Consider the following 19,814-nt stretch of genomic DNA (forward strand, 5'->3'; position numbering starts at 1 on the left):
TACTCGATTTCTGATAGTAGCGTATTTCGTAATAAAATCGATGATTGATGAGAATAGGAGCAGACACTTGTTAAATGAAGACATTGCTGAAGGAGGGGGTGATAACCGATGGATAGGTTAGATGGTTGTTTCCCTTTACAATAAAAACAGAGACATAGCCGAAATCTTAGATTGCGGTTAGACTTGGACTCATTGAAGTATGATGAAGACTTTATGTCCGATGAGATGTATTAGGGGATAACAAATGCTGGATACAAGTTTAAGTGAAGCAATACAACTACGAATTGATCAGAAAACCAAACCGTTAGGGTCGTTAGGAAAGCTGGAATCTCTGGCACATCAGTTAGCATTGATCCAGAGTCAGGGGCTTTCTCAGGCGGTAGAGCAAATTCAGATCAATCGGCCAACAGTCTTGGTCTTCGCCGGTGATCATGGAATCGCTGATGAAGGCGTCAGTATTGCTCCCAGCGCAGTGACGCAACAAATGGTACTCAATTTTCTTGCCGGTGGCGCTGGTGTGAATTGTTTCTGCCGGGCCAATCAGGTTGAGCTCAAAGTGATTGATACCGGTATTCTGATCCCGGTGGAATCTGAGTCAAGCCAACTGGTTGTACAGCGTATCGGTGAGCGAACCTGTAACTTTGCTAAAGAACCGGCGATGACACCAGAGCAGGTTGAACAAGGAATAACTCTTGGGCGACAAATTGTACTGGAAACGATTCAGAATGGTTCTAACCTAGTCATGTTTGGCGAAATGGGGATTGGGAATACCAGTAGTGCGGCAGCAATTCTGGCTGCTTTGACTGAATATGATGTTGAATCCTGTGTCGGGGTAGGAACAGGAATTTCACCAGAGCAGTATCAGAAGAAAGTGGCTTTGGTTGCATCTGGTGTGCATCGGGCAAAAGGACAGGACCCGAAAACAGTACTTGCTGAAGTCGGTGGTTATGAAATTGTCCAGATGGTTGGTGCTTTTCTTGCTGCCGCAGAGAAGCGGGTTCCAATATTGGTTGACGGTTTTATTGTGACTGTTGCAGCACTGGTCGCTGCACGATTGCAACCGGAATGCCGTGAACTGATGATTTTTGCTCATCAGTCTAAAGAATCAGGACATCAACGGGTTCTGGAAACATTAAATGCTAATCCGTTACTGGATCTTGATTTACGTTTGGGCGAAGGAACCGGTGCGGTACTTGCGGTTCCTCTGGTTCGTGCAGCAGCAGAATTTTATAACACCATGGCAAGTTTTGCTGAAGCCGGAGTCGAAGTGGAATGTTGAGTCGGGTAAAATATCAGATTGAACTCTTTCTGTTGTCACTGAGCTTTTTTTCCCGTATTCCGGTCCCTGCATCTGTTCCTTACTCGACGGAACGTATGAACCAGTCCGGTCGTTATTTTTCACTGGTCGGTTTATTACTTGGGCTGATTTGTTACGGTGTCTACAGTGTGTTCCTGCTGGTATTGCCGGAGCATATCAGTGTTCTGCTCATGATCTGTGTCAGTCTGTTATTAACCGGAGCCTTTCACGAAGACGGTCTGACGGATATGGCTGATGGTATCGGTGGTGGGATGACAACAGAACGGCGTCTGGAAATTATGAAAGACAGCCGGATCGGAACCTATGGTGCGTCAGCTCTGATTATGGCGTTAGCCGTTAAATATAGTGTGTTGTCTTACCTTGCTCTGCATACATCCATGCTCCAGGTTTTGCTGGTGGGTTATGCGTTGAGTCGGGCGATTGCCGCTTCTCTGATTTATGACATGCCTTATGTGTCGGACAGCAATACCAGTAAAAGTAAACCGTTAGCCAGTCGTCAGACAATATATGAGTTAGGTATCTTACTGTTTTTCGGTATTATTTCCTGTATCGGATTAGGTTTATCTATACTGATGATTATGGGATGTGTATGCTTCTTGCTCCGGTTTGGACTGAAATGGTGGTTGCTGCGCAGAATCGGTGGTTTCACCGGTGACTGTTTGGGGGGCGTCCAGCAGATCATGGAATTGACGATTTATCTGGTACTGGCAGCATCGATGGCTTCTTAGATACAGATTTGGGGTTGAATTATTCTGGGGGGGTATGCCTGTATCCTGAAACCTGAGAGGAAGCGGGTAATCACTTTATTCCCCGTGTAAAAAGCATTGGCGTCACATTGTGAATAATCACTCGATGCTTTTCTGCAACTTAATGATAAAATTGCGCTTTGTCGAATAACTGGTACTGCAGTCAGACAGGTCTTAATATTGCTGTTCTATCGATTGAAGGAGTAATACATGAGCAATTCACTTTTTCGTCAGTCATTTCTGATTGATAGCTTATATAGTGATGGTGCTCTTTTATCGAGTGAATACACAACGGATGATGGTGTACTGTTGAAGCTGCATTGTCCGGGTGTTCTGGAAGTGATTCCGCCACAATTGGATGAAAAGACACAACATATTGTTGTATCGTGTGCGATTCATGGCAAAGATGCAGGGCCGGTTGAATTGGTTAATCGCATCGTTTCTGACATCGAAAGTGGGTTTCAGCCTGTTCGGGAACATTGTCTGTTCATTATCGCTCATTTAGAAGCACTCAAACATCACACTCAGTTTTTTGATGAAAATCTGGAGCGTTTATTTGATGATAAGCCCAGAGAATCGTCTCAGGAACTGGTGATCGCCGATAATCTGAAAATATTCCTGAAAGCGTTTTGGAAAGAAACATCCAGCGAAAACCGCTGGCACTTTGACTTGCACAGTACGCTGAATCCCTCTTCTTATCATACATTCGCGATTAGCCCGAAGGTGCGTCACACTGTCCGGCCTAAGGCATTGGTCAATTTTGTGGAGTTGTCTCACCTTGATGCGCTTGTACTGGCTAATGCGCCATCCAGCTCTTTCAGTTGGTATACGGCAGATTGTTATTCAGCCCGCTCTCTGGCGATTGCGCTTGGACAATCCTCCCGGCTGGGGCAAAGTTTGCTTGATCGTTTTAATGCGTTTGATATTACGCTCAGGGATTTATGTGCCCGGGAGCCAAATGAGCATTTACCGAGAAAAACAAAGTTTTACCGGGTGAGCCGGACAATTGTCCGTATGAATGATGACTTCGATTTTATTTTTTCTGACGAGGTTGAGAATTTTACCGCTTTTGTTCATGGCGAGGTTTTTGGTCATGACGGAGATAAGCCATTGATGGCAAAAAATGAAGGGGAAGCCATATTATTTCCTGATAAATATGTTTCGGTCGGGGAACAGGCAGCTTTGATGGTTTGTCCGGTCACGGTAAGATACGAGCAGGATCAACTGGTTTACGATTAGTCGTAGTTTTTGGAATATTTCCGGAATAATGGTGAGTGTTGGACACCCATTTCCTTTTCAGCAGAGGTTAGCCAGAGCATAATCATTGGGTATGACCTCTTTCTATTTCACGGGTGACGCGTTAAGGTTAGCCCATCTGATTCTTCTACCTTGATATTCATGGATTTTACTCAACTTCTTTTTGAAAAAAGGAAGCGTTGGTATCGTGCAATTATTGCGATGAGTACGCTATTACTTGCTTTTAGTGCTGTTTATGTTTTTGCCGGAGAGGTGTTTATTACGCCCTGGCATGAGATGACGGGCTTTGACCGGCAACTGATTCTGGAATTACGAGCTCCCCGGTTGATCGCTGCTATCGTTATTGGTGCATGTTTGGCCGTTTCCGGAGCGACATTGCAGGTTTTACTGGGAAATGTACTGGCAGAACCGGGAATCATTGGCGTCTCCGGAGGTGCCAGTGTGGCTATGGTGATTATTCTTTTCTTCTTCCCTCTGGCAGCAACTCCACTGGTTTTTATGTTGGGTGCAATCATTGGGGCAATGGTATTTACTTCCATTCTGGTCGGAATTGCTCGAAGTATGCGGCTGACAACGATTCGCTTATTGCTTGTCGGTGTCGCGTTGGGGATTCTGGCCCGTTCGGTTGTCACCTGGGCGTTTTACTTCAGTACGGATTTGAGTTTGAGACAACTGATGTACTGGCTGATGGGCAGTATTGGTGGCGTTGACTGGTCTTATCATCTGCTTTCGCTATTAATATTACCAGTGTTTATCTGGTTGATTCTTCAGGGGAGTGTGTTGGATCGACTGATGATGGGAGAGATACATGCAAAACAATTGGGTATCGATGTTCATCGTGTTCGCTGGAAACTGATTGTTGCTGTTGCGATTCTCGTCGGTGCTTCAGTTGCTTTAGGCGGGATTATCGGTTTTGTCGGGTTGGTAGTACCACACTTGTTACGCCTGGCATTCGGGACTGAGAACCGTTATCTCTTGCCTGTCTCCGCTGTTGCAGGTGCGCTATTACTGGTGTTTGCTGATTTGATCTCCCGGACCGCACTCGATTCCGCCGAGTTGCCTTTGGGAGTGGTGACCACAACTATCGGGGCGCCGGTATTTATATGGATGCTATTGAAAAATCATGATTCACGTTAGAGATCTCAGTGTAGGAACCCGCCTGCTTCCACTTAGTTTCGATTGTGCTCAGGGGGAGTTGATTCATGTCGTTGGTCCAAATGGTAGTGGTAAAAGTACGCTTCTTACAGCTTTAGCCGGGATGATTCCCTATCGGGGAAATATCCAGTTGGGGGAAACAGATCTTACCCATCTTTCTCTGCCGGCTCTGGCTCAACTCAGGGCTTATTTATCTCAGCATGAGCGTCCTGCATTTTCTATTGATGTTTACCAGTATCTTGCGTTGTCTATACCGTCGGTTTTACCTGTCACACAGGAAAAGTCGTCTGTTGTGATTCAGGAATTGGTGCAGCGGTTAAACTTGCAGGATAAGTTGCATCGTTCAATTCACCAGATATCTGGTGGAGAGTGGCAGCGTGTCAGGCTTGCCGGTAGTTGTTTACAGATTTGGCCGACGCTGAACCCCCATGCCCGGCTGATGATTCTGGATGAGCCCGCAGCTGCTCTGGATGTTGGTCAGGAGTATATGCTGTACGAATTATTGCAGGACGTGAATAGCATGGGAATAACGGTGATTATGGCGAATCATGATTTGAATCGTACACTTCGGTATGCTGATAAGACATTACTGCTGAATCAGGGGATTTTGCAGCAGTGGGGAGATACCCGGTCTGTTCTGGCTCCTGAACATGTTGCCGATGTATTCCGGACACAAGTCCAGTCGGTTGAAATTCAAGGGAAATCCTACTTACTGTTCGATTAGTTTTGGTGCATGAAGCACAACACTGGCGCAGGGATGAATGTGAATTTTATGGTATCTTTAGTGTTCTTATTTTATTTGTATATAAATCAATTGGTTAAAATACTATAAAAAGTTGGCATACAAATAGCATTTACATTATTGATACATTCTCGTTCTTGTTAGGCTTTTTATAGTCTCCTTAGCCACCTTGCTCCACAAGGTGGCCTTTTTTTATTTTACTGGGTCAGTTCGGACAGTGCTGCCGGACGATAGTAGACGGATTTCAGGACTTTTCCCTGACGAATTGTTTTTTCTGCACTAACAAAATCTTCAGCACATTTGGCAATGATGTAGTCTCCTTTAATGACCGGAGCCAGTTTGATACCTTGTTCTGCATAAAACGACTCGGTTTCATCATATTCTTTCTGGCTGCGACAGACCTTACTCATATTTGAGCTGTGAACTTCATCCCAGCAGGGAATAAAATCAATATTGCGGTGATCTGCAACATTTAAAAGTAGATCAATAAGATAACTGATTCCGGGATTATGTTCTGGTGTATGATGCCCAAGGTGTACCAGCCGTCCCATCAGTACATAAACTGTATCAACAATCGCATCGGCTTGCTCTGTTTTGTCCTGAGCTTCAGCAAGTTCAGTCAGTTCTTCAATGGCAAGTGAAGTATGAAGCGTGTCCGCAGCACTATCCAGGCTATCCGGTTGATTAACGGGAAGATCAAATGTAAGACGAAATTCTACGATATCGTTATATAGATGTTCGAACACTGCTGGTGTTAACTTAGATAAATACATGGAGGTAATCCCAAAACTATTTCATGCGAAAGGCTAAACTGAAGCCTCTGTTTTCATCGACTCAAGCCCAAAAATTATAACAGACGAAGAGTACCATTCCTGATTCAAAAGTGGTACACCCCGATAGTATCGGTGTGAGGAAGGCGCAGCCCCTGAAGCGGTTCATCAGAATATCTTCAGGGCTTATGTGATATGGGTTCGAGCTAATACTAATAAGAGTGTCGGTTTGGCGGCAGTGTGGTAAATATGGTCCATTTCTTATCCACATCTCCTTTATAGCCGACTACTGTTGCAGAGACTCGCCGGTTTTTTGCGTTACTAATCTGATCTTCACCATTCGCTTCAGGAGCCGATTCGCCAAATCCGACAATCCGGATCCTTGCTGCCGGAATTCCTTGTTCGATCAGTCGTCTTTCTACACTTTCGGCTCTTTGCCGGGATAAGGCCTCATTATACCGGGTTTCGCCGCTTTTGCTGGCATAACCTCTGAGTTCAATTGAGGTTTCAGGGTATTCTTTCAGGAAATGAACCATCTGTTTAATTTGTGCATTAAAGATCGGATTAATATTACTGGAGTTGTTCTCAAATAAGATGCGTAACTGGCGTTGTGTTTTACTCCGGTAATAAGTCTCACAACCTTCATTATCAGTTTCGGCGTCTTTTGGAGTTGAAGGGCATAAATCACGGGCGTTAATGACCCCATCATGGTCTGAATCACTCAAATCAGAAGTCTGTACAGCAACCGGAGGAGCGATGTAATCATATTCATCCTGACTTTGGTCAGCAATGTTGGCTGCACAAGCAGAAAAAGATGATAAAAGTAGTAAGTATTTGAATTTCATCTTAATCACCAGATGGTTCAGTCCATTCTTTCGGTACAATGACCTTCAGGCCGTCAAGTAAATTACCCACTGCATTCATCACCCGGTATCTCGCATAAACCTCGGTATATTTTGCATCAAGATAGTCCTTACGGGCCTCAAAGAGTTCATTCTCGCTGTTTAGCAAATCAAGCAGCGTTCTCTGACCGATTTGGTACTGTTTCTCGTATGCGATGACTGTTTTTGATACCGAGTCAACAAGATCTGCCAGGAAAGTGCGTCTCTGAGTCGAAAGATCGAGAGATTGCCAGGCTAACTCAAGGCCTCCCACAACTTCTCTGTATGATTTTTCGCGTAAATCTTTTGCCCGATTCAGAGAATAAGCAGCACTTTTCTCATTCGCTCGATCAGTACCACCATTATAGAGATTATAATGCAGACGTAACATTGCGGTTGTTTCACTACTACTTCCGAGATAGCCTGCTGCATCACTCCTGATACTATGATTCGCTTCCAGAGAAACACTCGGATAATACGGAGACTGAGACTGTTTATATTGATAACGGGCTGCAACAATATCTTCCTGAGCAACTTTGAGCACTGGGTGTGTTTTAAATGCCTGATCTTTCGCATCCTGAAAGCTGTGAGGAAGCAGATCTTGATCAGCCTGAGGGAATGTTAGGTTACTCGGTGCTTCTCCTACAGTCTGCTTAAACTTGGAGTGTGCTTCAAAAAGGTTATTCTGAGCTGCCAGCAAATTCGCTTCTGCCTTGGCAACCCGTGCTTCTACTTGAGTTACATCCGCAGTTGAACCCAAACCGGACTCGGTTCTGCGCTTAATATCCCGGTAGATTTTCTTATGAATTTTTAAATTGGCCTCAGAGAGTTTTAGCACTTCATCGGCTTGCTCTGCATCCAGATATATTTTGGCAACCTCCAGTGCTTTATCAGATGCATCAGCTAATAACTGGTAACGGTTTGATTCGGCATCCGCGGCAGTTCTGCCAATATCATTGATTGTCGCTGAACCATCCCAAATCAACTGAGTGAGAGAGATAGTCGCTTCTTTACGTGTCAGATCAGTATCTTCTTTGGCATTTGAAGTTGCAGGGGCGATTCCCTCGTAGCCTATACCCGCATCCAGATCTATCTTCGGCAGATATGCACCCTGAGATGCTTCTGCATTGTGTAACTGGCTTTGGTATTGATTGAATGCGCTTTCCAGCTCTGGGTTTGTTGCTAACGTAATTGAGACAGCCTGCTCAAGTGATTGTGCAAGAACATTACCATTCAATAATATACAGAAGCATGCAACAGCTTTGAGTGGGAATGTTTTCAAAGAACTTCTCCTATGAGACTGATTTGATTAGGCATAAAGTAAGATATTGTCAGAAAGCCCACAGTCTATATAAAAATCGATCTCAGTGATGAGAAAATAATTATAGCAATAGCTAATATTCTAACGGTGGATCTATGGTTATCACAAGTGGTAATGCATGAAGTTTCAATTATATAACCTTTTGCGAGCTTTGAGACGTTCAAACCGAGAAATTATCTTAAAACCATCAAAAAACAGAGTAATAAACAAAGTTGCGCTATTATTGTAAAAATGACCTGTTAATAACGTGATTTGTGCCACACATGTGGTGTTGGACTACTGTATGATATACAATCACAAATCTACATGCTGATTGTGGTAAGACCATGATTCGTGCAGGGTTCGCAGGGGTTGTGACCTGTATCCTTGTTTTGTAGAACTTCGGCTATGCGGTATATTATTTAGAGGCACTATTTATGAGGTTTGAGTCAAAGATTTCTCTACCTGACTTAGCAAAAAACCAAGTGATTCTCATCGATCAGGATGGAAACATCATTACGGTCAAACCCGGAGAAATTATTCCTCCCGGCGTAGTGATTTTAGAAGGCGGACACTTTTTAAATCACGATACATATACCGCACTGAATGCCAAAGTTGTCACTCCGAATGGCGACAAAGTTGATATTACTGATGACGTCAATCAGCTGCTCACAGCAATCGAAGAGGGCGTCGACCCAACACAATTAGGTCAAGAGTTTGCTCCGGCTGCGGGAAGTGTTTCGGGCTCGAGTCTTTCAACAAGTGCAACGATTGAAGTGAACAGTGATGAACTGATTGCGACGACAGATTTTAGTACTCACGGGCTCGCTCTATCTTCCAGTCTGTCATTGTCCACAACCCAAAGTCTGGCACTGCTGGACATCTTCAACACTTTGTCACCGATAGCCGATTCAAATGTAATCAATTCTGCGTCTGTTGTTGCGGGGGCATTCTCGGGAGATGTGACTGAAGGAGATATCGGTGATGTGTCTCAGGCAACTGGAACGATTAGTATTAGCGATGTGGATCCCAGTGATAATCCTGTGTTTGCCGATACTATAGAAACCGGCAGTTACGGTAGCCTGACTTTAGTTAATGGTCAGTGGACATACACGTTAGATCAAAGCCAGGTTCAGAGTTTGAGCGAGGGAGAACAGGTTACTGATACGATTACTCTGACTGCAAGCGATGGGACAACACAAGACATTGTGATTGAAATTACTGGCACTAATGATGCTCCCGTTGCCGTTGCGAAAACCGATGCTGTAACAGAAGATGGGCTGACGATAGGTATTATCCGCGCTTCTGATGTCGATCTGCCAGATGGTGAGAATCTGGTATTTAGCACTGATTCAACTGTTGCAGGCCTGACACTGAATGCCAACGGTGTCTACACTTTTGATGCCTCATCTTACGATTATTTGGGAGAAGGCGAGACGCAGGTACTCGAGATCCCGATCACGGTGACCGACGATCAGGGTGCGACCGATACCACCACGCTGACGATTACCATTACCGGCACTAACGATGCACCAGTGGCACAGGCTGCGAGTGGTGCTGTTGTGGAAGATGCCACCATCAGTGGCAGCATCACGGCAACCGATGTGGATTTACCCGATGGTGCAGCACTGGTATTCAGCACTGATTCGAATACTGCGGGCCTGACCCTTAATACCGACGGGACGTATACATTCGATGCGTCATCTTATGACTCTCTGGAAGAAGGCCAAGAGTTTGTTCTGCATATCCCGATCACTGTTACTGATGATCGAGGCGCGACTGATACTACGACCTTAACCATTACCATTACCGGAACCAACGATGCGCCGGTGGCTGTTGCACAAACAGGAGCGGTTACCGAGGGAAGTTTGACGGTCGGTATCATGAGTGCTTCCGATGTCGATTTACCGGAAGGTGCAAGTCTGGTGTTCAGCACCGATTCCACCGTTGCCGGACTGACGCTCAACGCTAATGGTACATACATTTTTGATGCCTCGTCTTACGACAGCCTGTCCGAGGGCGAGACGCAAGTGCTTGAAATTCCGGTCACGGTGACCGACGATCAGGGCGCGACGGATACCACCACGCTGACGATTACCATTACCGGCACCAACGATGCGCCGGTAGCGCAGGCGGCGAGTGGTGCGGTGTTGGAAGATGCCACCATCAGCGGCAGCATCACCGCAACCGATGTCGATTTGCCCGAAGATGCAGCACTGACTTTCAGCACCGAATCCACTGTGACCGGACTGACCCTCAATGCCGACGGCTCCTACACCTTTGATGCCTCATCTTATGATTCTCTGAGTGAAGGCGAGACGCAGGTGCTTGAAATCCCGGTTACGGTGACCGACGATCAGGGCGCGACGGATACCACCACACTGACGATTACCATCACCGGCACCAATGATGCGCCGGTCGCACAGGCGGCGAGTGGTGCGGTGCAGGAAGATGCAACCATCAGCGGCAGTATCACGGCGAGCGATGTCGATTTGCCCGAAGATGCAGCACTGACTTTCAGCACCGAATCCACTGTGACCGGACTGACCCTCAATGGCGACGGGACTTACACCTTTGATGCCTCATCTTATGACTCTCTGTCCGAGGGTGAGACGCAGGTCATTGAAATCCCGGTGACCGTCACTGACGATCAGGGCGCGAGCGATACCACCACGCTGACGATTACCATTACCGGCACCAACGATGCGCCGGTCGCGCAGGCAGCAACCGGCGCGGTGCCGGAAGATGCAACCATCAGCGGCAGCATCACGGCGACCGATGTCGATTTGCCCGAAGATGCAGCACTGACTTTCAGTACCGAATCCACCGTTGCCGGTCTGACCCTCAATACCGACGGCTCCTATACATTTGATGCTTCATCCTATGACGCTCTGTCTGAGGGTGAGACGCAGGTCATTGAAATCCCGGTGACCGTCACTGACGATCAGGGCGCGACGGATACCACCACGCTGACGATTACCATTACCGGCACTAACGATGCGCCGGTCGCGCAGGCGGCAACAGGCGCCGTGCAGGAAGATGCGACCATCAGCGGCAGCATCACCGCGACCGATGTCGATTTACCCGATGGTGCTGTACTGACTTTCAGCACCGAATCCACCGTTGCCGGGCTGACCCTCAATGGCGACGGGACTTATACATTTGATGCCTCGTCATACGACAGTCTGTCCGAGGGCGAGACGCAGGTGCTTGAAATTCCGGTCACGGTGACCGACGATCAGGGCGCCACGGATACCACCACGCTGACGATTACCATTACCGGTACCAATGATGCGCCGGTAGCGCAGGCGGCAACAGGCGCCGTGCAGGAAGATGCGACCATCAGCGGCAGCATCACGGCGAGCGATGTTGATTTGCCGGAAGGTGCAAGTCTGGTGTTCAGTACCGAATCCACGGTTGCCGGACTAACGCTCAATGGCGACGGGACTTATACATTTGATGCCTCGTCTTACGACAGTCTGTCCGAGGGTGAGACGCAGGTCATTGAAATCCCGGTGACCGTCACTGACGATCAGGGCGCGACGGATACCACCACGCTGACGATTACCATTACCGGCACCAATGATGCGCCGGTCGCGCAGGCGGCAACAGGCGCCGTGCAGGAAGATGCGACCATCAGCGGCAGCATCACGGCGACCGATGTGGATTTGCCTGACGATGCCGCACTGACTTTCAGTACCGAATCCACTGTGACCGGACTGACACTCAATGCTGACGGCACCTACGAATTTGATGCCTCATCTTATGACTCTCTGAGTGAGGGTGAAACGCAGGTCATTGAAATTCCGGTTACGGTGACCGACGATCAGGGCGCCACGGATACCACCACGTTGACGATTACCATTACCGGCACCAACGATGCGCCGGTAGCGCAGGCGGCAACAAGCGCCGTGCAGGAAGATGCCACCATCAGTGGCAGCATCACGGCGAGCGATGTGGATTTGCCGGAAGGTGCAAGTCTGGTGTTCAGCACCGAATCCACCGTTGCCGGTCTGACCCTCAATGCCGACGGCTCTTATACATTTGATGCCTCATCCTATGACGCTCTGTCCGAGGGCGAGACGCAGGTGCTTGAAATTCCGGTTACGGTGACCGACGACTTGGGTGCCACGGATACCACCACACTGACGATTACCATTACCGGCACTAACGATGCGCCGGTAGCGCAGGCGGCAACAGGCGCCGTGCAGGAAGATGCGACCATCAGCGGCAGCATCACGGCGAGCGATGTTGATTTGCCGGAAGGTGCAAGTCTGGTGTTCAGCACCGAATCCACCGTTGCCGGTCTGACCCTCAATACCGACGGCTCTTATACATTTGATGCTTCATCCTATGACGCTCTGTCTGAGGGTGAGACGCAGGTCATTGAAATTCCGGTCACAGTGACCGACGATCAGGGCGCGACGGATACCACCACACTGACGATTACCATTACCGGCACCAACGATGCGCCGGTGGCGCAGGCGGCAACAGGCGCCGTGCAGGAAGATGCCACCATCAGTGGCAGCATCACGGCGAGCGATGTGGATTTGCCGGAAGGTGCAAGTCTGGTGTTCAGCACCGAATCCACCGTTGCCGGTCTGACCCTCAATGCCGACGGCTCTTATACATTTGATGCCTCATCCTATGACGCTCTGTCCGAGGGCGAGACGCAGGTGCTTGAAATTCCGGTTACGGTGACCGACGACTTGGGTGCCACGGATACCACCACACTGACGATTACCATTACCGGCACTAACGATGCGCCGGTAGCGCAGGCGGCAACAGGCGCCGTGCAGGAAGATGCGACCATCAGCGGCAGCATCACGGCGAGCGATGTTGATTTGCCGGAAGGTGCAAGTCTGGTGTTCAGCACCGAATCCACCGTTGCCGGTCTGACCCTCAATACCGACGGCTCTTATACATTTGATGCTTCATCCTATGACGCTCTGTCTGAGGGTGAGACGCAGGTCATTGAAATTCCGGTCACAGTGACCGACGATCAGGGCGCGACGGATACCACCACACTGACGATTACCATTACCGGCACCAACGATGCGCCGGTGGCGCAGGCGGCAACAGGCGCCGTGCAGGAAGATGCGACCATCAGCGGCAGCATCACCGCGACCGATGTCGATTTACCCGATGGTGCAGCACTGACTTTCAGCACCGAATCGACCGTTGCCGGACTGATCCTGAACGCCGACGGGACTTATACATTTGATGCCTCGTCCTATGACGCTCTGAGTGAGGGCGAGACGCAGGTCGTTGAAATCCCGGTCACAGTCACCGACGATCAGGGTGCCACGGATACCACCACGCTGACGATTACCATCACCGGCACCAATGATGCGCCGGTGGCGCAGGCGGCAACAGGCGCCGTACAGGAAAATGCGACCATCAGCGGCAGCATCACGGCGACCGATGTCGACCAGTCCGAAGGAGTAAGTCTGATTTTCAGCACCGAATCCACTGTGACCGGACTGACGTTGAACCCCGACGGCACCTACGAATTTGATGCCTCATCTTATGACTCTCTGAGTGAAGGTGACACGCAGGTGCTTGAAATCCCCGTGACCGTCACCGATGACCGGGGCGCGAGCGATACCACCACCTTAACTATTACCATTACCGGCACCAATGACGCGCCGGTGGCGCAGGCCGCAACCGACTCCGTTACTGAAGATGCCACCATCAGCGGCAGCATCACGGCGACCGATGTGGATTTACCGGAAGGCGCTGCACTGACTTTCAGCACCGAATCCACTGTGACCGGACTGACGTTGAACCCCGACGGCACCTACGAATTTGATGCCTCATCTTATGACTCTCTGTCCGAGGGTGAGACGCAGGTCATTGAAATCCCCGTGACCGTCACCGATGACCGGGGCGCGAGCGATACCACCACCTTAACTATTACCATTACCGGCACCAATGACGCGCCGGTGGCGCAGGCGGCGAGTGGTGCGGTGCAGGAAGATGCAACCATTACCGGCAGCATCACGGCGACCGATGTGGATTTACCGGAAGGCGCTGCACTGACTTTCAGCACCGAATCCACTGTGACCGGACTGACGTTGAACCCCGACGGCACCTACGAATTTGATGCCTCATCTTATGACTCTCTGAGTGAGGGCGAAACGCAGGTCATTGAAATCCCCGTGACCGTCACCGATGACCGGGGCGCGAGCGATACCACCACCTTAACCATTACTATTACCGGCACCAATGACGCGCCGGTGGCGCAGGCCGCAACCGACTCCGTTACTGAAGATGCCACCATCAGCGGCAGCATCACGGCGACCGATGTGGATTTACCGGAAGGCGCTGCACTGACTTTCAGCACCGAATCCACTGTGACCGGACTGACGTTGAACCCCGACGGCACCTACGAATTTGATGCCTCATCTTATGACTCTCTGAGTGAAGGTGACACGCAGGTCGTCGAAATTCCGGTCACGGTGACCGACGATCAGGGCGCGACCGATACCACCACACTGACGATTACCATTACCGGCACTAACGATGCGCCGGTAGCGCAGGCGGCAACAGGCGCCGTGCAGGAAGATGCGACCATCAGCGGCAGCATCACCGCGACCGATGTCGATTTACCCGATGGTGCAGCACTGACTTTCAGCACCGAATCGACCGTTGCCGGACTGATCCTGAACGCCGACGGCTCTTATACATTTGATGCCTCGTCCTATGACGCTCTGAGTGAAGGCGAGACGCAGGTGCTTGAAATCCCCGTGACCGTTACTGATGACCGGGGCGCCACCGATACCACCACGCTGACGATTACTATTACCGGCACCAACGATGCGCCGGTAGCGCAGGCGGCAACAGGTACGGTGTTGGAAGATGCCACCATCAGTGGCAGCATCACGGCGAGCGATGTGGATTTGCCGGAAGGTGCAAGTCTGGTGTTCAGCACCGAATCCACTGTGACCGGACTGACCCTCAATGCCGACGGGACTTACACCTTTGATGCCTCATCTTATGACTCTCTGTCCGAGGGTGAGACGCAGGTGCTTGAAATTCCGGTCACGGTGACCGACGACTTGGGCGCGACGGATACCACCACGCTGACGATTACCATTACCGGCACCAACGATGCGCCGGTAGCTGTTGCACAATCCAATAGTGTGACAGAAGGAAATATCACGGTTGGTATGATGCAGGCGTCAGATGTGGATCTGGGAGATAATGCAAAGCTGGTTTTCAGTACCGATTCCACCGTTGCCGGACTAACACTGAATGCCAACGGTACTTATGTTTTCGATGCCTCATCTTATGATTCTCTGAATGAAGGCGAAGAACTGGTTCTGACTATTCCGGTCACGGTTACCGATGAGTATGGTGCGACAGATACAACGACATTAACCATTACGGTGACAGGTACAGACGATGCACCGGTTGTTAGTGGTACATTTACCGGAGCCGTTACCGAAGGTGATATCGGTGACGTGGCTCAGGTTACCGGAAGTATCAATATCAGTGATGCAGATAGTGGTGACAATCCAGTATTTGCGGATACTACAGAAACTGGCAGCTATGGCAGTCTGACTCTGGTCGATGGTCAGTGGACATACACCTTAGATCAAAGCAAAGTTCAGTCATTGGGTGAAGGTGAGCAAGTTACTGATACTATTACACTAACGGCCAGTGACGGTACGACTCAGGATATTGATATTGAGATTACTGGTACCAACGATGCGCCGGTTGCTGTTGCAAAAACAGATGCATTGACTGAGGGTGGAGTAACTATTGGAATGCTCAGTGCTTCGGATGTTGATCTGGGTGAAAATGCAAGATTGGTATTCAGTACGGATTCAACGGTTGAAGGTTTAACTCTGAGTGCCAATGGTGTTTATACCTTTGATGCTTCGTCTTATGACTATCTGAGCGAAGGACAAGAGCTGACTCTCGATATCCCGGTCACAGTGACCGACGATCAGGGTGCCACGGATACCACCACGCTGACGATTACCATTACCGGCACCAACGATGCGCCGGTCGCGCAGGCGGCAACAGGCTCCGTACAGGAAGATGCGACCATTAGCGGCAGTATCACAGCAACCGATGTGGATTTGCCGGAAGGCGCCAGTCTGGTGTTCAGCACCGAATCGACTGTTGCCGGACTGACCCTGAACGCCGACGGGACTTATACATTTGATGCCTCGTCCTATGACGCTCTGAGTGAGGGCGAGACGCAGGTCGTTGAAATCCCGGTCACAGTCACCGACGATCAGGGTGCCACGGATACCACCACGCTGACGATTACCATCACCGGCACCAATGATGCGCCGGTGGCGCAGGCGGCAACAGGCGCCGTACAGGAAAATGCGACCATCAGCGGCAGCATCACGGCGACCGATGTCGACCAGTCCGAAGGAGTAAGTCTGATTTTCAGCACTGAATCGACTGTTGCCGGGCTAACGCTTAATACCGATGGTACCTATGAATTTGATGCATCATCTTATAATTCTCTGAATGAAGGCGAAGAACTGGTTCTGACTATTCCGGTCACGGTTACCGATGAGTATGGTGCGACAGATACAACGACATTAACCATTACGGTGACAGGTACAGATGATGCGCCGGTTGTTAGTGGTACATTTACCGGAGCCGTTACCGAAGGTGATATCGGTGACGTGGCTCAGGTTACCGGAAGTATCAATATTAGCGATGCAGATAGTGGTGACAATCCAGTCTTTGCTGATACGGCAGAAACCGGTAGTTACGGTAGCCTGACACTGGTTGATGGTCAGTGGACATACACCTTAGATCAAAGCAAAGTTCAGGCATTGGGTGAAGGTGAACAGGTGACCGACACCATTACACTAACGGCAAGTGATGGTACAACTCAGGATATTGTGATTGAAATAACCGGCACCAATAACACACCGGCAATTTCAATTGATGACTCGGCTAAACAGGTGGCGGTATCGGAAGAAGGGTTGAATCAGGGGAATCCGGACAGCACCGGTAGTAGTGATACGACTAATGCCAGACAGGTTTCCGGATCTTTTTCTGTTTCAGATCCGGACTCATCATCTGTGACATTGTCACTTGTTGCGCCAACAGCTACGCTTTACAGTCATGGTGTTGCGATCATATGGACTTTACTTGCCGATGGCTCTTTGGCTGGTGAGGCGAATGGTGAGACAGTGATGACAATCAGCCTTTCCGATGAGGGGAATGGAGATTACTCGTATACGGTGAATCTTGAAGGACCGGTTGATCATCCTGATCCATCTTCTGAAGATGTACTTCATCTGGATTTTGGTATTTCAGCAGATGACGGACAATCCGTTTCAACCGAATCGATTCAGGTATCGATTGAAGATGATGCTCCTGATGCTCATACCACAACCGTGGTCGTTGACTCAGATCCTGTCCATGCACCTTTGCATTTTTCTATCTCAGGAACAACGGTTTCTCTGGGGAATTCTGTATTCGATAACGGTAACTGGCATACCCAACAGTCTGATACAAAGGTTGTCTGGGGAACTTCAGGACCGTGGGATAGTAGTTATTCATCCTATGAGGTATCAGCTGTGCAGGAAGGTTCGAATAATAACCACGCAGGTGGTGAACCTTTTGAACTTGCTACGCTGGTACACAGCAATGGAACGGTATGGAGCAATGAGTCAACTCTGGATAGTACGGTATTGACGGTTGTCAGTCAGGTAAGTATCAATGGAGTAACACAGTCGGTTACACTGCATTTAAACATCGATCACCATGAGACTGCCAATAATAATACCAATGGTGGTGACTCGGTTACACTGACAACCGACTATGTCGATGTCGAAATTGATGGTGTGATGTACCGGCTGGATATTGAGGGCTTTAAAAGCAGTGACGGAACCATTTCCAAAACGGTTGTGACTTCAGAAGGTGAAACGGCTGCGTACACACTGGTTGCGAGTCTGGATCATCTGCCGGGCACCAGTACTGATCAGATAGTTACGGGAACGATCGATTATGATGCCGGAGCGGATGGAATGGCTTCTGCTGTTTGGGAAAACGGAACCGAGACAAGTGGTGTGACAGTTATCCATGGTGATTATGGGACGCTGACGGTCAATGCTGATGGCAGCTATTCCTATGTAGTGGATGAAGATGCACTGACAGTCTTAGGTGAAGGTGCGACAGCTACGGATTCATTCAGTTATGTTGTTACAGATAATGATGGAGATGCTGCGACCAGTACGTTGAATTTTGAAGTCACCGGAAGTGCTGCTACTCCGATGACTTCAGGTTTACATGGTGAGTTCTATAATTATCAGGAAAGCTGGTTCGGTGGGGATAATGTCGATAGCCTTGCCGATGCTCTGGCAATTATTCAGAATCAGGATCCGAACGCTGTATTCACTTCAACTGAAGTTGATTATCAAAGTGATTTATTGGCAAACAATCTTGGCAGTTATGACTGGGCCTACTGGCTGAATGGCCGGACAAATCTGGAGGATTGGCTGGAAAATTCCGGTGACGATAGCTCAGTTGTTTTCAATAATAAGGAAAATACCTCTGATGCGGTTGTCCGGTTAAGTGGTGCTGTATCACTCGACAGTGGGACTTATGCAATAAAAGTTACGGCTGATGATGGCTACCAGATTAAAATTGATGGTGTGGTTGTGGCTGAATTCGATGGTACTCAGTCTGCGACAACCGATACATTCAAATTTACTGTGGATGGCTCCGGATACCAGAACATTGAAATTGTGTATTGGGATCAGGGTGGAGCCCATCAGCTAACGATTGAACTGGCAGATGTCACCGATGGTGTCATTGGTGATTATGCTGTACTGGGAAGTGAAAACTATCCGACAGTTACCGATACCGTTGATACTGTCGGTTCCGTTGATTTGGTCACGGAACATGAAGAAATGGCGGCCGGTTATGAAGATCGCATCGCTCAGTTTGAATCGGCAGATTACTTGGACACCGATGGTGATCACAAAGACAATGACTTAACCGGGTCGTTTTGGAATGATCACATCAATGGTCACGGTGGTGACGATGTGATTGATGGCGGTCTTGGTGGGGCTGACTGGTTATACGGTGATAATGGGGATGACACCATTTTCAGTAGTTATGGCAGTGAAGGTGATCTGCTTGATGGTGAAGATGGAGATGATCATCTGTATGGACGCGATGGTGATGATATTCTGATTGGTGGTTCAGGAGATGATTATCTTTTTGGTGGTGCAGGAAATGACATTCTGATTGGTGGTCAGGCTGATGATAATAGTCGGGATGGTGATGATGTTCTGATTGGTGGAGAAGGGAAAGATTTATTTGTACTGGATTCTTCTTCAGAAGATACGATTCAGGATTTTAATTACTCCGAGGATGCGATTGATCTCTCCAACCTTTTAGCTGATGTACTAGATAATCAGGATTCCGACGCGATTCAGCAGTATCTGGATCAAAATGCGGAAGTGACATCCGAGAACGGAAATACGCACCTGAGCATCAACAATGTCAATGTGGTTGATTTCGGCAGTGATTCTAGTTTTGATGCGGGAAGTACAGTTGCTGTGATTATTAATGACCATGAGTTTTCAGTGAAATATCACGGTTAATCATCTTTTTTGATTGATGAGAAACAGAAAGCCAGTGAGGAATATCCCGCT

9 protein-coding genes are annotated in these 19,814 nt (G+C 48.8%); 6 read left to right on the forward strand and 3 right to left on the reverse strand.

Going from position 1 to position 19,814, the window contains the following annotated elements:
* Nucleotides 1-244 precede the first annotated feature (244 nt).
* The 5 genes from cobT (at nt 245) to btuD (ending at nt 5,200) form a co-directional block, all read left to right on the forward strand.
* Nucleotides 245-1,279, forward strand: coding sequence for a nicotinate-nucleotide--dimethylbenzimidazole phosphoribosyltransferase (cobT, locus tag OCU74_RS06990; RefSeq protein ID WP_087479042.1), 1,035 nt, complete (start codon nt 245-247; stop codon nt 1,277-1,279).
* Entirely contained in the window at nt 1,273-2,046 is a 774-nt protein-coding gene (locus tag OCU74_RS06995) for an adenosylcobinamide-GDP ribazoletransferase (protein WP_087479043.1), read from the forward strand. Before cobT ends, OCU74_RS06995 begins: the two co-directional genes overlap by 7 nt.
* Before the next feature lie 228 nt (nt 2,047-2,274).
* Nucleotides 2,275-3,303: a succinylglutamate desuccinylase gene (locus OCU74_RS07000; RefSeq protein WP_087479044.1), complete on the forward strand. Its 1,029-nt coding sequence runs from the start codon at nt 2,275-2,277 to the stop codon at nt 3,301-3,303.
* Between the two features lie 159 nt (nt 3,304-3,462).
* Entirely contained in the window at nt 3,463-4,458 is a 996-nt protein-coding gene (gene btuC, locus OCU74_RS07005; RefSeq protein WP_087479045.1) for a vitamin B12 ABC transporter permease BtuC, read from the forward strand.
* Nucleotides 4,445-5,200, forward strand: coding sequence for a vitamin B12 ABC transporter ATP-binding protein BtuD (gene btuD, locus OCU74_RS07010; protein WP_087479046.1), 756 nt, complete (start codon nt 4,445-4,447; stop codon nt 5,198-5,200). Before btuC ends, btuD begins: the two co-directional genes overlap by 14 nt.
* A 215-nt stretch (nt 5,201-5,415) precedes the next feature.
* On the opposite strand, the gene OCU74_RS07015 is transcribed toward btuD, so the two are convergent.
* The 3 genes from OCU74_RS07015 to OCU74_RS07025 all read right to left on the reverse strand — a co-directional run bounded on the left by OCU74_RS07015 (nt 5,416) and on the right by OCU74_RS07025 (nt 8,151).
* Nucleotides 5,416-5,991: a nucleoside triphosphate pyrophosphohydrolase family protein gene (locus OCU74_RS07015; protein ID WP_087479047.1), complete on the reverse strand. Its 576-nt coding sequence runs from the start codon at nt 5,989-5,991 to the stop codon at nt 5,416-5,418.
* A 209-nt stretch (nt 5,992-6,200) separates the two neighbouring features.
* Nucleotides 6,201-6,833: an OmpA family protein gene (locus OCU74_RS07020; RefSeq protein WP_087479048.1), complete on the reverse strand. Its 633-nt coding sequence runs from the start codon at nt 6,831-6,833 to the stop codon at nt 6,201-6,203.
* A 1-nt stretch (nt 6,834) separates the two neighbouring features.
* Nucleotides 6,835-8,151: a TolC family outer membrane protein gene (locus OCU74_RS07025; protein ID WP_087479049.1), complete on the reverse strand. Its 1,317-nt coding sequence runs from the start codon at nt 8,149-8,151 to the stop codon at nt 6,835-6,837.
* A 455-nt stretch (nt 8,152-8,606) separates the two neighbouring features.
* Here OCU74_RS07025 and OCU74_RS07030 point away from each other — a divergent pair, with 455 nt between their 5' ends.
* Nucleotides 8,607-19,763, forward strand: coding sequence for a VCBS domain-containing protein (locus tag OCU74_RS07030; RefSeq protein WP_261856163.1), 11,157 nt, complete (start codon nt 8,607-8,609; stop codon nt 19,761-19,763).
* The last annotated feature ends 51 nt before the right edge of the window (nt 19,764-19,814 follow it).

Origin of the sequence: Vibrio mangrovi (assembly GCF_024346955.1) — a bacterium.
Lineage (GTDB): Bacteria > Pseudomonadota > Gammaproteobacteria > Enterobacterales > Vibrionaceae > Vibrio > Vibrio mangrovi.

Coding starts and splice junctions, on each gene's coding strand:
- cobT (WP_087479042.1), top strand. CDS start 245: ATGCTGGATACAAGTTTAAGTGAAGCAATACAACTACGAATTGATCAG.
- OCU74_RS06995 (WP_087479043.1), top strand. CDS start 1,273: ATGTTGAGTCGGGTAAAATATCAGATTGAACTCTTTCTGTTGTCACTG.
- OCU74_RS07000 (WP_087479044.1), top strand. CDS start 2,275: ATGAGCAATTCACTTTTTCGTCAGTCATTTCTGATTGATAGCTTATAT.
- btuC (WP_087479045.1), top strand. CDS start 3,463: ATGGATTTTACTCAACTTCTTTTTGAAAAAAGGAAGCGTTGGTATCGT.
- btuD (WP_087479046.1), top strand. CDS start 4,445: ATGATTCACGTTAGAGATCTCAGTGTAGGAACCCGCCTGCTTCCACTT.
- OCU74_RS07015 (WP_087479047.1), bottom strand. CDS start 5,991: ATGTATTTATCTAAGTTAACACCAGCAGTGTTCGAACATCTATATAAC.
- OCU74_RS07020 (WP_087479048.1), bottom strand. CDS start 6,833: ATGAAATTCAAATACTTACTACTTTTATCATCTTTTTCTGCTTGTGCA.
- OCU74_RS07030 (WP_261856163.1), top strand. CDS start 8,607: ATGAGGTTTGAGTCAAAGATTTCTCTACCTGACTTAGCAAAAAACCAA.